This is a genomic window from uncultured Aquabacterium sp. (genome assembly GCF_913773725.1).
GTDB lineage: Bacteria > Pseudomonadota > Gammaproteobacteria > Burkholderiales > Burkholderiaceae_C > Aquabacterium.
In genome coordinates this window covers 1-13,319 of sequence record NZ_CAJYGK010000090.1, presented here as the reverse complement: position 1 = coordinate 13,319, position 13,319 = coordinate 1, and the positions used below count along the sequence as shown (strand labels likewise).

The window sequence follows — 13,319 nt, the reverse complement described above, 5'->3', positions numbered from 1 at the left end:
GAGTTGGAGCAACTGGCGCAGCGGGTGATCGCGCGCTTCCACCTCGACGCCTTGAGCGAGGCCGAGACCGCGCACTACATCCATCACCGCCTGACGGTGGCCGGCCGTCCACAGGGCGGCGTGTTCGACCGCGCGGCCCTGCGCGCCGTCCACCGGTTGGCCCGCGGCGTGCCCCGGCGCATCAACCTGCTGTGCGACCGCGCCTTGCTGGGCGCGTATGCCAAGGGGCGGCTGAAGGTGGACGCCCGCATGGTGAAGCAGGCGGCACAAGAGGTGTTCGGGCCGGATTCGGGAGTGCCCCGGAGTCCGGCCGGCGCGCCGGGACGGCCCTTGTGGTGGCGCCGTGTCTGGCGCTCGGGGCGGGCCGGCCTGGCCGCTGCCGGGCTGGTGTCGCTGGGCGCGCTGGGGGTGGTCGCCTGGTGGGCGACCCACCGCCAGCCGGCCGCCTCGGCCATGAGCCACACCCTGGCGCTGCCGCCGGACCGTGCTGCTGCGACGGGGCCGTCGGCGTCCATGGCGCCCGGCACGGCCCCGGTTCCGGTGGGTGGCGTGGCTGGTGCGCCTGTGCTGAACAGTGCCGACGCCGTGCTGGCCGCGGGCTGGGCCGATGAGGACGATGCCTGGCGGGTGCTTGCCGCCCGCTGGAACTGGACGGCGCCGGCTGCGTCGGGGGCCGACGTTTGTACGCAGGCCGTCCGTTCCGCCGGATTGCAGTGCTTCCGCGGGGCGGGCGGCCTGGCCATGGTGCGGCAGCTCGGGCGGCCCGGCCTGCTCCGGCTGGTGGGGGCCGATGGGCAGGTACGGCACGTGCTGCTGACCGCTCTGGACGGCCCGGGGCGGCACGCGCTGCTCGACACCCCCGCGGGGCCACGGCGTGTGCCGGTTGGCGTCCTGACTGCTGCCTGGCGAGGTGAGGTCGCCACGTTCTGGCGCCTGCCGCCCGGTTTCTCCGGCCGCCTGGCGCCCGGGCAGCGGGGGGCCACGGTGACCTGGCTGGCGGACCGGTTGGCCCTGGTGGATGGCGGGGCCCCAGCGCAACCCGACCAGCGCCTGGATCGCGCACTGCAGGCCCGTCTGGAAGCCTTCCAGCAGGTACAGGGCTTGAAGGCCGACGGGGTGCCCGGGGCGGCGACACTGATGTTGTTGAACCGGGCGAGCGGCGTGGACGAGCCCCGGCTGGTGATCCAGGGAGGGTGACACCGACATGTCCTACATCCTCGATGCCTTGAAGAAGGCCGACGCCGAGCGGGCGCGAGGCCAGTCCAAGGTGCCCGGCCTGCATGCCACGCCGGCGCCCCTGGTGGAGGAGCCGGCCGGGCCGCCATTCTGGTCCGGCGGCTTGGCGATCTGGGTGGTGGCGGCCCTGCTGGGCCTGCTGGTGGCGCTGCTCGGTTGGCACTTGTGGCGGGCCGAGCCATCGGCTGTGCCGTCTGCTCCAGCGCGGTCCGTTCAGGCTCCCGCCGTGGCGGTGTTGCCGACTCCGGGCGCGAGCGATGCGGCCCCGGCATCGACCGACAGGGCGCCTGCCACGCCGCCCCCGTTGTCAGGTGCCGCATCGGTTCCAGCCGCCAGGGTCGCGTCGTCCGATCGGCCCGCGGCCTTGACCTCGCGGTCGCCCGGTGCCTCGGGCGAAAAGGCGGGCCCCCCGGTGGCCTCGCAGGCCGGACGTGCCATCGAAACCCGGGCAGCCCCGGCTGCATCGGCTGCGTCCGGCAGCACGGTCCAGCCGCCGGCGGTGCCGGCCACGCGCCCGGCCGAGCCGGTCTACACGCTGCAGACGCTGCCGGATGCCTTGCGCCGCGACCTGCCGCCGCTCACGGTGGGCGGCGCCATGCACTCCGACGTCCCCGCTCAGCGCATGCTCATCCTCAACAGCCAGGTGTTCCGCGAGGGCGATCAGCCCGTGCCCGACCTGGTGTTGGAGGAGATCCGGCTGAGGTCGGCGGTGTTCCGCTTTCGCGGAAGCCGTTTCTCGGTGGCTTATTGACCCGGCTGTTGACCCGGCCCCACGCCATCCGGCTCCCTGAGTCCGCTGAGCTTGTGCAGCAGCCGGTGCAGGGTTTCCAGTTCCTCCGCATTCAGCGACGCCGTCACGCGGGCGTCGTGCGCCTGGACCGCCGCGGTGATCAGGGCCAGGTCGGTCCGACCCCGATCGGTGAGCTGCAGGCTGAAGGCGCGTCGGTCTTCGGGCATGGGCTCGCGGGTGACGTAGCCCAGGTCGGCCAGCGCATCGACCAGGATGACGGCGCCCGAGCGGGCAATGCCCATGATCTGTGCGAGCTGCGTCAGCTTCAGGCCCCGGTTGAGCGAGATGATGACCAGGGCCGAATACCGCGGGGGGGTGATGTGCCAGGCGGCCAGCGCCTGCACAAAGTCTTCGTACATGCGCAACTGAGTGCGCCGCACGGCATAGCCGGTGAGGGTGTCCAGCACGCCGTACTGGATGCCTGGCACGCGGGCCAGATAAGGGGCAACTTCACTCATGACGCAGGGCGTAGCGCGATGGCTACATCGCTCGGCGCGATTCTAGCCATACCCCCGGTCGGTACGCCCTGCGGGAATGTCCTTGGTTATTCGGACGAGCGAGGCCCGGTGGCTCAGCGGGCTGCGGCGAACAGGGCCGCGCCGGCGCGCATCGGGTCGCCCGTCTGCTCGAACGTGCGCACCCACACCGGGTAGCTGTGGATGACGGCATGCTGCCAGGGATGGAAGCCCGGGCGGTAGTAGGCCAGCAGCTTGCCGGTGCTGCGCGAGAACAGGCCGCGCGGGCCGTACAGCCACCAGGCGCCCTTGACGCTCATCAGCAGGCGCCTGCCGCGCGAAAACCCGTCGCCCTTGAGCAGGCGGTTGGTCAGGCGCATGCTGTCGGTCACGACCTTGTACAGCGCATGCGTCATCGCGGCGCAGCGCATCACATAGCCCACCTTGGCCACCTTCTGCATCACGTCGAAGGCCACGGCCTTGTGCTCCATCTCCTCGATGGCATGCCAGGCCCACATGGCGCGCACGTTCTCGTCGGCGGGCGCCATCATGTCCTTCTCGGCAAACAGGGTCTCGGCCATCAATGCGGTGAAGTGCTCGAACGCCGCGGTCAGCGCCAGGTTGTACTGGGCCGAATAGCGCTTGGTGTAGGTGTCGAACAGCTGCTTGGCTTCGGTGAGGATGCCGTCGACATCCAGGCCCTGCTGACGCAGCAGGTCGTTGTAGTGCGTGTGGGCGATGCCGTGCTGACCTTCCTGGCGGATGAAGTTCTTCACGTCCTCGGCCATCTTGCGGTCGGTGATCAGGTGCCGGAAGGCCCGCACGCTGGTGATGAAGTAGCGCTCGCCGTCCGGAAACGCGGCCTGCATGCCGTCGAACACGCGGGTCTTGAAGGCGTCCCCGCCGTACCACCAACGGGGAGTCTGCGCATCGAGCTGGAAGTCCAGCTTTTCGCGGGGCACGATCTCGTCGGGGCGGCTTTCCTGAGGGCGGGACATGAGGGACTCCTTGGGTGATGGACTGTCATCCAGTCTAGGAATCCCGTGCACAAAGGGCGGTCCGCCGTGCGACAGCAAGGCATCCGCCACGACAGCGCGCGCGACGAAGGGCTTTCAGCGCGGCTCCCCCTTCGGGGTTATCCCGAAAGGTGGGCGACAAGGGCGCTTTCGCGCCACTTTCCGCGTCATCATCCGGGGTGACGGGTCGTACCGTGGCCCGCTTGCTTTCTCAACAAACAGGGTGCCCATGAACCAGACTGTTGTCGCAACCGACTCTTCCAACACCTTGCGCCTGGACGGCCGCGTGGCCATCGTCACCGGGGCCGGCGCCGGACTGGGCCGCGCCCACGCGCTGTTGCTGGCCGCTCGCGGCGCCCGCGTCGTGGTCAACGACCTGCGGGATCCGGGGCCGGTGGTTGAGGCGATCCGGGCCGCAGGCGGCGAGGCCATCGGCCACATCGGCTCCGTCACCGACGAAGCGGCCGTGCAGGCGATGGCGGACCAGGCCATGGCCACCTGGGGGCGCATCGACATCCTCGTCAACAACGCCGGGATCCTGCGGGACAAATCCTTCTCGAAGATGACGGTCGAGGACTTCCGCACCGTGGTCGACGTGCACCTGATGGGCGCCATGCTGTGCACCAAGGCGGTCTGGGAGGTGATGAAGGCGCAGCAGCATGGCCGCATCGTGTTCACGACCTCGTCATCGGGCCTGTTCGGCAACTTCGGTCAGTCGAACTATGGCGCCGCGAAGATGGCGCTGGTGGGCCTGATGCAGACGCTGTCGCTGGAAGGCGAGAAGTACAACGTGCGGGTGAACTGCCTGGCGCCCACGGCGGCCACGAGCATGACGGAAGGCATCCTGCCGCCGCAGGCCCTGGCCCTGCTGACGCCGGAGAGCGTCTCGCCAGGGCTGCTGTTCCTCGTCAGTGACCAGGCGCCGACGCGCGCCATCCTGAACGCGGGCGCCGGGGTGTTCGCCACCACCCACGTCGTGCTTGGCGAACCCCATCTGGTGGGCAATGTGCCGGACGCGCCCGAGCGCATGGCCGCGGCGTGGCCGCAGATCAGCGACCGCGCCGCCGCCATCGAGCCGGCTGGCGGCATGCAGCAGTCGGCGCGCGAGATGGCGCTGGTGCTCAGCAGCGGGGCCGCAGGCTGAGCGGGCCTGCACGGCTCAGCGGTTGGGCTGCGGGGTGAGGCGCAGGTAAGGCTTCACCGCCTTGTAGCCCTTCGGGAACTTCTGCTGGATCACCTCCGGGTCCTGCAGCGAGGGCACGATCACCACGTCGTCGCCATCTTTCCAGTTGCCCGGCGTGGCCACGCTGTGGTGGTCCGTCAGCTGCAGCGAATCGACCACCCGCAGGATCTCGTCGAAGTTGCGGCCCGTGCTGGCGGGGTAGGTGATGATCAGGCGGATCTTCTTGGCCGGGTCGATCACGAACAGCGAGCGCACCGTCAGCGTGCTGTTGGCGTTCGGGTGGATCAGGTCATAGAGTTCCGACACCTTGCGGTCTGCGTCCGCAATGATCGGGAAGTTCACCGTCGTGCCTTGCGTCTCGTTGATGTCGGGGATCCACTTGCCGTGCGATTCGACCGAGTCCACCGACAGGGCGATCACCTTCACATGGCGGCGGGCGAACTCGTCCTTGAGCTTGGCCGTCAGCCCCAGTTCGGTGGTGCACACGGGGGTGAAATCCGCGGGATGCGAGAACAGGATGCCCCAGCTGTCGCCGAGCCGTTCATGGAAGCGGATCGGGCCTTGGGAAGAGGCTTGTTCGAAGTCGGGGGCGGTGTCGCCCAGGCGCAGGCTGGCCATGTGGGTCCTTTCGTGAGATGGGTGAGACAAGGCGGAGGTCAGACGGCGTAGCCGAACTCCAGGGGATGGGCACGAGCCAGTCGCTTGAGGCGCTGACGGTCTCGCACCATGTGGTCGACGTGGTAGCGGGCCAGCGGCCAGGGGCCGTGACCCGACTCGGTGTTGATGTGTCCGGCCCGCCCGAGGTTGACGAAGCGGGCTCCCCAGTGATGTGCCCACTCGCGGGCACGCTCGAACGGCATCCAGGGGTCGTCTTCGCTGCCGATCAGGGTGGCGGGCAGTCCCAGCCCCGTGGTCGGCAGCCTGTCTGCCACACCGAACTTCACCGGGTCGGCCGGCGCCACCATCAGCGCTGCACGGATCCCGCCCTCGTGCCCCGGGGTGCCGGCCTGTGCGCGCCGGGACAGATGGTGTGCCAAGGCCAGGCAGCCGAAGCTGTGGGCCACGGCAATCCATTCTGTCTGGGGCGCATGGCGGGCCAGCGTCCGATCGATGCGATCGGCCCAGGCATCGAGCTGGGGCGCCGTCCAGTCACGCTGGATGACGCGGACGGCACCGGCGTACTGGCGCTGCAGCCAGGTCTGCCAGTGGCCGGGGCCGCTGTCGTGCAGACCAGGAATCACCAGCACGCGCACGGCATGGGCGGCAGGCAACGGGGTGGCAAGGGGCAGGGGCATGGTGTGGCGTCGTCTGGCGGGTGGAGAAGAAGGAGCCGGAGCGCAGGGCTGACCACGACGGCGGCCGACGGGGTCGCCTGGTCCGGCCGGGCGTGGCCTCACAGGGCCGCGATGGACACCTCAGTCGACTTGACGAGGGCGATGACCTCCTTGCCGGGAACGAGGCCAAGCTCATGCACTGAGCGTGTGGTGATGACGGAGGTGACGATGAGGCCGGAGGGCGTTTCCACCTCGACCTCGGACACCACCTGTCCTTCGATGATCTCGCGGACCTTGCCGCGGAACTGGTTGCGCACGTTGATGGCAGAGACGGTCATGGCACATCCTTTTCGAGTCTGTGAGGTCATCGTATGAGCGATGGCACGACCGGAGAACGAAGAACATCGTGCTTCGATCTGCGCGCAGCGCATGTGCGAAAGCATGTGCTTCACATGCATATGGACGATTGAAAAAACACCTTCCTGCCTCTCGGATTTGGCGCTACGGTGTGTGCTTTGCAGCACGGCAAACGCCATGGAACGATTGCTCACCTTGCCGGAGTCTCCGGCATCCGCCCTCTCCATCCGGGCCAAGGCCCTGGTGTTTCACGACCCCAACTCTTTGCAACTGCTGGCGCACATCGAGCGCATTGCGCTCAGCGATGCCACGGTGCTCGTGACAGGGGAAACCGGCACCGGCAAGGAGCTCGTGGCCCGTCATCTGCACGCGGTCAGTGGACGGCGTGGCCCGTTCGTACCCGTCAACTGCGGTGCATTCAGTGAGTCCCTGATCGATGCCGAGCTGTTCGGCCATGAGTCTGGCGCCTTTACGGGCGCTTCGCAGGCTCGTGCGGGCTGGTTCGAGGCTGCCAACGGTGGCACCCTGTTCCTCGACGAGATCGGCGATCTTCCGCTGGCGCTGCAGGTCAAGCTGTTGCGGGTGTTGCAGGAGCGGCAGGTGGTGCGGCTCGGCTCTCGCAAGGGAATCCCGCTGGATGTCTGTCTTGTGGCCGCGACCAACATCGATCTGGCGCGTGCAGTGGAGGCCCAGCACTTTCGCGCAGACCTGTTCTACCGCCTCAGCGTGGCCAGCGTCCGCCTGCCGCCGCTGCGAGAGCGACCCGGGGACATCGTGCCGCTCGCACGGCACTTCATGGCGGTCTACAGAGGTCGCCTGCAGATCGATGAAGTCGCGTTGAGTGACGACGCCCAGGCGCTGTTGCGCACCTATAGCTGGCCAGGCAATATCAGGGAACTGGAGAATGCCATCCACTACGCGCTGATCGTCTGCCGAGATGGTGTGATTCGCGCAGAGGATGTCCGGCTGGTCCCGTTGGCTGGCCAAGCGAATGCGAACGAGTCAGCCCGCTTGGTTGTCGGGGGCGTGGGGGCGATGCCGCCTGCCACTGCCCCGGCTCCTTCGATGCCGGATGCCTCTGCTGACGAGAGTCCGTCCGCTTTGGCCCGTTTGCAGGACGCGCTCAGCGCGCTGTTGCAGCAGGGCGAAGCCGAACTGTTCCAGAAGGTTGAATCTGCCCTGGTGCACGCGGCGTACGCACATGCCGGACAGAACCAGGTTCGGGCCGCTCGCGTGCTGGGGATCACGCGCAACATGCTGCGCACGCAGCTCAAGCGCCACGGCTTGCTGGCCGCGGCGGATGAAGGCGAGGGGCGCTCATCTTCGGCCTCTGATGAAGCAGAGACTGGAGACGCCCCGCTCGGCAGTGCGCTGCTGCCCTTGTGAGCACTTTTGAGCGAGCTGGGCTCCGTGTCCGTCCTGAGAGCCCAGTGCGCCTGATAAAAAAAACGGCCTCGGCGCCATGCCGCCGAGGCCGTTCTCAATGTGCCTTGGAAGCCTGACACGGACCTCCTGGCACCCCCACTTGCCTTGAGACTCTTCCCCGTCTTACTTCTTGGTGTAGATCTGGTCGAAGACACCGCCGTCGGCAAAGTGCGTCTTCTGGGCCTTGGTCCAACCCCCGAATACCTCATCGATCTTCAGCAGCTCGATCTTGGGGAACTGTTTGGCGTACTTGGCGGCTGCCTTGGCATCGGTCGGTCGGTAGAAGTTCTTTCCGGCGATGTCCTGCCCCTCGGCGCTGTAGAGGTAATCGAGATAGGCCTTGGCCACATCACGGGTGCCACGCTTGTCCACCACCTTGTCCACGATGGCCACAGGCGGCTCCGCATAGATGCTGATCTTCGGGTACACGATGTCGAACTTGTCTGCGCCGAACTCCTTGAGCGACAGGTGTGCCTCGTTCTCCCAGGCGAGCAGCACGTCACCCTGGCCGCGCTCGGCGAAGGTGACGGTCGAGCCACGGGCACCCGAGTCCAGCACCGGCACGTTCTCGAACAGGCGGGTCACGAAGGCCTTGGCCTGCGCTTCCGAGCCGGTCTTCTTCAGGGCATGGCCCCAGGCTGCCAGGTAGTTCCAGCGGGCACCACCCGAGGTCTTGGGATTGGGCGTGATCACAGCCACCCCTGGTTTGACGAGGTCGTCCCAGTCCTTGATCTGCTTGGGATTGCCCTTGCGCACCAGGAAGACGATGGTGGAGGTGTACGGCGAGCTGTTGCCCTTGAACGTCTTCTGCCAGTCGGTCTTGAGCAGGCCCTTCTCGGCAATTGCGTCAATGTCGTAAGCGAGCGCGAGGGTGACCACATCGGCTTCCAGGCCGTCGATGACGGAGCGAGCCTGCTTGCCGGAGCCGCCGTGCGACGCCTTCACAACGACGTTGTCGCCGGTCTTGGCCTTCCAATGCTTGGCGAACGCGGCGTTGTACTCCTGATAGAGCTCGCGCGTCGGGTCATATGACACGTTCAGCAGCGTGATGTCCTTGGCGTGAGCAGCCAGCGGAGCCAGGCCGGTGACGGCAAGGGCCGAGGCAAGGGCCAGAGCGTGAAACGTGCGACGGGAAGATTTGGAAAACAGCATGTTGGTGTGATGTGGTGAACAGGTGAACGGATGCTAGAAGCGGGTCGATGGAAGCAGAACGAATGAAACTGAACTTGCTTATGCGCTGTATGCAGGTCACCATCCCGGAGCGGGCTGTGCCGTGGGCGATGCTGCCGGAGCGTGCGTGATCCACAGACCGCTTGCCCCCCAGGCGACCGCCACGCCGATGGCCACGGACATCACCAGCGCAGCCGGCTTGCCGGGATGGGGCGCTCGGGTGCCTGTGGGCAGTGAGGCTTTCCCGGTCACCATGGGCCGGACCAAGTCCTTGCGGCGTACCACGGCATAGAAGGCGATGGCAGCGATGTGCAGGCCGAGCAGACCGTACAGAAGGTTGACGACCCGGTGATGCCAGGCCGTCAGATCGCCGATCTGCTCGTCAGTCAGCAGGGGGGTCAGCGGGCCGCTGAACGCGATGTCGTCATGGCTGAACAGACCTGTGCCCAGTTGCACCGCGAGCAGGATGAGCAGCGCGAGCACAGACAGGGCCCCCAGCGGGTTGTGCCCGACGCCGTGCCACCGCCCTTTCAGATAGGCCCGAAGGCGGGCGGGTGTGGGGAGAAAAGCGCGGAACAGGGCCGTCTCGGATCCCAGAAGCCCCCAACTGAGACGGAAGCCGAGCAGCCCGGCGATGGCGATGCCCGCCCGCCCATGCCACACCATCCAGGCGCCGCCGGCCAGGCCGGTGGCGATGGCCGCGACCACCGCAGCGACCAGCAACCAGTGAAAGAGCCGGAGTGCGATATCCCAGATTGGCACCGCAATGGTCTCTGCGGAGGCGTTTCCGTCCGTTCGGTCAAACCCCTCCTGCAGGGTGTCGGCGTTCATGCGCATGTTCATGCCACCTCCCTCACTGAGCTGGCTTGGGCGGAGGCGGCAACACCTTCTGGATGCTGCCGCCAGCCTCGCGGTAGTCTTCCGAGCCCAGCGCGCCGGCCACCTTGTAGCCCTTGCTGGCGAGCAGGTCGCCGGCCGCGCCCGCACGGTGAGCCCGGTTGGACACCGTGATGATCTGGCGGTCGCGCGGAATGTAATCCAACGCATACGGGAGGTCCTTGAGCTGCACGTTCAGGTAGACCGCCAGGCTGCCGTACTTCACCAGCTCATCGGGACGACGGACATCCAGCACGAGCAGCTTCTTCGGGTTGCTCAGCAGCTTGTCGACGTCGTTGCGGCTGAGCTGGCGGGTCTTGTAGGTCCATGGCGGGGCCACATAGGGCTGGGGCGCCGAGGCGGTCGGTTCGGCCCCGGGGGCCGCCTCTTGGGCCTGGGCGACAGGAACGGACAGCGCCAGAGCGGCGGTGATGGACATGAACGAGAGAACGGAACGTGTGGACATGTTCTTGGACTGCATGAAGCGGTGAGGTGAAAAGAAGGAAAGCAAAGGGCAGGCTCAGGCTGTGAGCGGGTCGGTCACGCGTTCGAGCCGCTCGGCCACGGTGGCGTGGTTGATTTCGTGATTGAACTCGCCGAGTACGTCGTCCTTGATGGCCGTGAAGGCTGCGCTGACCCGGTCGCGCGGACGCGCCAGCGGCACGTCGACGATGCGCTTGATGCGACCGGGGCGCGGCTCCATCACGACGATGCGGTCGCCGAGGTAGACGGCCTCCTCCACATCGTGGGTGACGAGGATGGCGGTAATGCCTTCGGCTTGCCAGATGCGCTGCAGTTCCTGCTGCAGTCGGGTGCGCGTCAGGGCGTCGAGGGCGCCGAAGGGTTCGTCGAGCAGCAGCACTTCCGGGCGATTGACCAGCGCGCGGGCGATGGCCACGCGCTGTGACATGCCGCCCGAGAGCTGATAGGGGTAGGCTTTCTCGAACCCCTTGAGCCCGACGAGTTCGATGTGCTCGCGCACGCTGCGGTCCTTCTCGGCCTGGGTGCCCCGCGCGTTCAGCAGGCCCAGCGCGACGTTTTGTTCGACGCTCAGCCAGGGAAAGAGGCGGTGCTCCTGGAACACGATGCCGCGATCCAGGCTCGTACCCTGGATGGGTTTGCCGTCCAGCAGCAACTTGCCGCTGAAGCCGGATTCCAGGCCGATCAGCAGGCGCAGCAAGGTCGACTTGCCACAGCCGCTTGCGCCGACGATGCTGATGAACTCGCCGGGCTGGATCGAGAGGTTGATGTCCTGCAGCACGGTCAGGGGCTTGCCCTTGACCGCGTACTGCTTGTGAAGTTGCTGGATGTCGATGGTGCCTGCTTGGGGCATGGCGGCTCCTGGTAAGCGTTCTGGATAGGGATGTGGCATCGGCCTCATGTCAGCGGCGCTGGGGTGCACGCCAGTGCAGCAGGCGCTGTTCGGCCAGCGTGGCCAGGTGGTTGAAGGCCACGCCGACCAGGCCGATGGACAGCAGGCCGAAGAGAATGAGTTCGACGTTGAAGGCGTTGCGCCCCTTGAAGACGATGTTGCCGATGCCGTGTCCGTCGTTGACGAGCAAGAACTCGGCACCGATGGTGGCCAGCCAGGCATAGATGAGCCCGAGACGCAGGCCACCCAGCATTTGCGGCGCGGCAGCCGGCCACACCAGGCGGCGCAGCGTCTGCCAGGGCGTGAAACCGTACACGCGGGCCACCTCGGCATGGGCCTGGGTCACGCCCCGTACGCCCTCGGTCGTCCCCAGTGCCACGGGGTAGAAGGTCGAGAACCCGATGAACAGGATCTTGGCCGCATCCCCGGTGCCGAGGATCGCCGACAGCAAGGGCAACCACGCGAACAGCGAGATCTGGCGGGCCGTGTGGAAGGTCGGACCGATGAGCTTGTCGGCCAGGCGGGATACGCCGATCAGCGTGCCGACGGCCACACCGGCCAGTGCGCCGATCGCAAAGCCGGAGAGGTCGCGCCACAGGCTCAGGGCCACGCCGACATGGAAATCAGGCTTCTGTAGCTCGGTGATGGCTGTGGTCACCACCCCCGCGGGGGGCACGATGAGCCGCGTGTTCACCCAGTGCAGCTGCGTGGCGGTGAACCACAGTGCGATGAAAGCAGCAGGCAGAACCCAGCCGCGCCAGTCGGGTCGTTTGGAAGGCAGAGACATGGTGAAGCGTTCAGGTCGGGTCGGGTTCAGAAGGCGTTGCGGCGCCAGCCTTGCAGCCGGGATTCGACCAGCCGCAAGGTGAGTTCGATGGCGATGCCCAGCACGCCGATGGCCAGCATGGAGACGATCACCATGTCGATCTGGCTGAGCGAGCGGCTATAGGACATGAAGAAGCCCAGCCCCTCGCTGGAGGACAACAGCTCGACGAAGATCGTGGTGAGCCATGCCTGCATCACGCCCTGGCGCAGGCCCGTGAACAGAGCCGGCGTGGTGGCCGGCAGCACGATGCGGACCAGGGTCTGCCATGCGTTGAAGCGGTAGACGCGCCCGACCTCAAGCAGCGCCGCCGGAATGTTCGCGATGCCGTTGAGCGTGCTGAGCGCGACGGGCACGACCACTGCGATCGAGATGGCAGACAGCTTCAGACCTTCTTCGATGCCGACGAAGATGATGAGCAGCGGAATCCAGCCGAGAACCGGCAGCTGCGCCAGGGCATTGAAGCTGGGCCACACATAGGCCCTGATCCGCTCGGACAGTCCCATGGCAAAACCCAGCACCAGCCCGGCACCGCCACCGATCAACAGGCTCAGCGCGGCACGTCGTGCGCTGTGGCCGACGTGCCCCAGCAACTCGCCGCTGTCCCACACGATGCCCAAGGACTCCCACACGAAAGCCGGCGACGGCAGGATCTGCTCGGCGATCCAGTGGCGGTCGGCGGCCGTCCACCACAGGGCGAACAGGGCGGCCGGCAGGATGAAACCGAGCGCCACGGTGCCGAAGGCGCTGACCAGCCAGGCGGGTCCTCCCAAGAAACGCGACGGTGAGCGGCGCGTCGGTGCCGGTGCAGCGGGCGGCGCTTCCTCCGGCGGAAAGATTGCAAGGTCGTCGGTGGACACGGCCATGGTGGGGTTCTCCTCGGGGCGTGGGGATCAGGTGCGAATGAACTTGCCGTTGGCGTCCTGTGTGGGCCAGTACGTCTCGAGCTTCTGTTCGCGCAACGCGTTGTTCAGGTACTTGGGCTCGATCCAACCGTCCAGACTCACATCGCGACGCGACAGGCGGTAGCCCTTGATCTCGTCGATCGAGCGCTGGATGGACGCGGTGTAGTACTCGTCAAGCAGGGGGTTGTGACGGGTGCGCAGGTCCTTGGTGCGGTCCCACACTCGCTTGTTGTCGATGTACGTGTTCACACCGGACCGTGTCCAATATTGGTACTGGGTCTCTCGGTTGGCTTCCTGCGTGCTCCAGTGCGCTTGTTGAATCACGAGCAAAACTGAGCCAGGCGTCACGTCCAAAACTGAGCCACTAAGTTGACGAAGAAATGGACTGTTCGGATGTGGATAAGTCTACTGCGTGATCTGTCTGGGGTGCTCCTTTG

16 protein-coding genes are annotated in these 13,319 nt (G+C 66.8%); 4 read left to right on the top strand and 12 right to left on the bottom strand.

What is annotated here, in order from left to right; genetic code table 11:
* Window positions 1–1,197 (top strand): peptidoglycan-binding protein (locus QZ709_RS10510; protein WP_294637228.1); only part of this gene is annotated, 1,197 nt, incomplete at its 5' end.
* Between the two features lie 7 nt (window positions 1,198–1,204).
* A complete protein-coding gene (locus QZ709_RS10505; protein WP_294637227.1) occupies window positions 1,205–1,987 on the top strand; it encodes a general secretion pathway protein GspB in 783 nt (260 codons plus the stop codon).
* Here the strand turns inward: QZ709_RS10505 and QZ709_RS10500 are convergent.
* Entirely contained in the window at window positions 1,981–2,484 is a 504-nt protein-coding gene (locus QZ709_RS10500; protein ID WP_294637226.1) for a MarR family transcriptional regulator, read from the bottom strand. The two genes, QZ709_RS10505 and QZ709_RS10500, sit on opposite strands and share 7 nt — an antisense overlap.
* A 113-nt stretch (window positions 2,485–2,597) precedes the next feature.
* Window positions 2,598–3,479, bottom strand: a complete 882-nt coding sequence (locus tag QZ709_RS10495) for a metal-dependent hydrolase (RefSeq protein ID WP_294637225.1) — start codon at window positions 3,477–3,479, stop codon at window positions 2,598–2,600.
* Window positions 3,480–3,726: 247 nt separating this feature from the next.
* On the opposite strand from QZ709_RS10495, the gene QZ709_RS10490 reads away from it, so the two are divergent.
* Window positions 3,727–4,641 (top strand): SDR family NAD(P)-dependent oxidoreductase, encoded by a 915-nt coding sequence (locus tag QZ709_RS10490; RefSeq protein ID WP_294637224.1) that lies wholly within the window; start codon window positions 3,727–3,729, stop codon window positions 4,639–4,641.
* A 15-nt stretch (window positions 4,642–4,656) separates the two neighbouring features.
* Here the strand turns inward: QZ709_RS10490 and QZ709_RS10485 are convergent, their stop codons facing one another.
* From QZ709_RS10485 to QZ709_RS10475, 3 genes are all read right to left on the bottom strand, one after another.
* Window positions 4,657–5,298 (bottom strand): peroxiredoxin, encoded by a 642-nt coding sequence (locus QZ709_RS10485; protein ID WP_294637223.1) that lies wholly within the window; start codon window positions 5,296–5,298, stop codon window positions 4,657–4,659.
* A 38-nt stretch (window positions 5,299–5,336) separates the two neighbouring features.
* Entirely contained in the window at window positions 5,337–5,975 is a 639-nt protein-coding gene (locus tag QZ709_RS10480; protein ID WP_294637222.1) for an alpha/beta hydrolase, read from the bottom strand.
* A gap of 98 nt (window positions 5,976–6,073) precedes the next feature.
* Window positions 6,074–6,292 carry a TOBE domain-containing protein gene (locus QZ709_RS10475; protein WP_294637221.1) on the bottom strand — a complete coding sequence of 73 codons (219 nt, stop codon included), beginning with the start codon at window positions 6,290–6,292 and terminating at the stop codon, window positions 6,074–6,076.
* Window positions 6,293–6,488: 196 nt separating this feature from the next.
* Here QZ709_RS10475 and QZ709_RS10470 point away from each other — a divergent pair, with 196 nt between their 5' ends.
* Complete coding sequence (locus tag QZ709_RS10470) at window positions 6,489–7,697, top strand: sigma-54 dependent transcriptional regulator (protein WP_294637229.1); 1,209 nt, start codon at window positions 6,489–6,491, stop codon at window positions 7,695–7,697.
* Window positions 7,698–7,859: 162 nt separating this feature from the next.
* On the opposite strand, the gene QZ709_RS10465 is transcribed toward QZ709_RS10470, so the two are convergent.
* The 7 genes from QZ709_RS10465 to QZ709_RS10435 all read right to left on the bottom strand — a co-directional run bounded on the left by QZ709_RS10465 (window position 7,860) and on the right by QZ709_RS10435 (window position 13,206).
* A complete protein-coding gene (locus tag QZ709_RS10465) occupies window positions 7,860–8,888 on the bottom strand; it encodes a sulfate ABC transporter substrate-binding protein (RefSeq protein WP_294637220.1) in 1,029 nt (342 codons plus the stop codon).
* 96 nt (window positions 8,889–8,984) lie between these two features.
* Window positions 8,985–9,737, bottom strand: a complete 753-nt coding sequence (locus QZ709_RS10460; protein ID WP_294637219.1) for a cytochrome b/b6 domain-containing protein — start codon at window positions 9,735–9,737, stop codon at window positions 8,985–8,987.
* Window positions 9,738–9,759: 22 nt separating this feature from the next.
* Entirely contained in the window at window positions 9,760–10,248 is a 489-nt protein-coding gene (locus QZ709_RS10455) for a rhodanese-like domain-containing protein (protein WP_294637218.1), read from the bottom strand.
* A gap of 54 nt (window positions 10,249–10,302) precedes the next feature.
* A complete protein-coding gene (locus QZ709_RS10450; RefSeq protein WP_294637217.1) occupies window positions 10,303–11,115 on the bottom strand; it encodes an ABC transporter ATP-binding protein in 813 nt (270 codons plus the stop codon).
* 49 nt (window positions 11,116–11,164) lie between these two features.
* Entirely contained in the window at window positions 11,165–11,941 is a 777-nt protein-coding gene (locus QZ709_RS10445) for an ABC transporter permease (protein WP_294637216.1), read from the bottom strand.
* A 26-nt stretch (window positions 11,942–11,967) separates the two neighbouring features.
* Window positions 11,968–12,843 (bottom strand): ABC transporter permease, encoded by an 876-nt coding sequence (locus tag QZ709_RS10440; RefSeq protein WP_294637215.1) that lies wholly within the window; start codon window positions 12,841–12,843, stop codon window positions 11,968–11,970.
* Between the two features lie 27 nt (window positions 12,844–12,870).
* Window positions 12,871–13,206 (bottom strand): hypothetical protein, encoded by a 336-nt coding sequence (locus QZ709_RS10435; protein ID WP_294637214.1) that lies wholly within the window; start codon window positions 13,204–13,206, stop codon window positions 12,871–12,873.
* Between the last annotated feature and the right edge of the window lie 113 nt (window positions 13,207–13,319).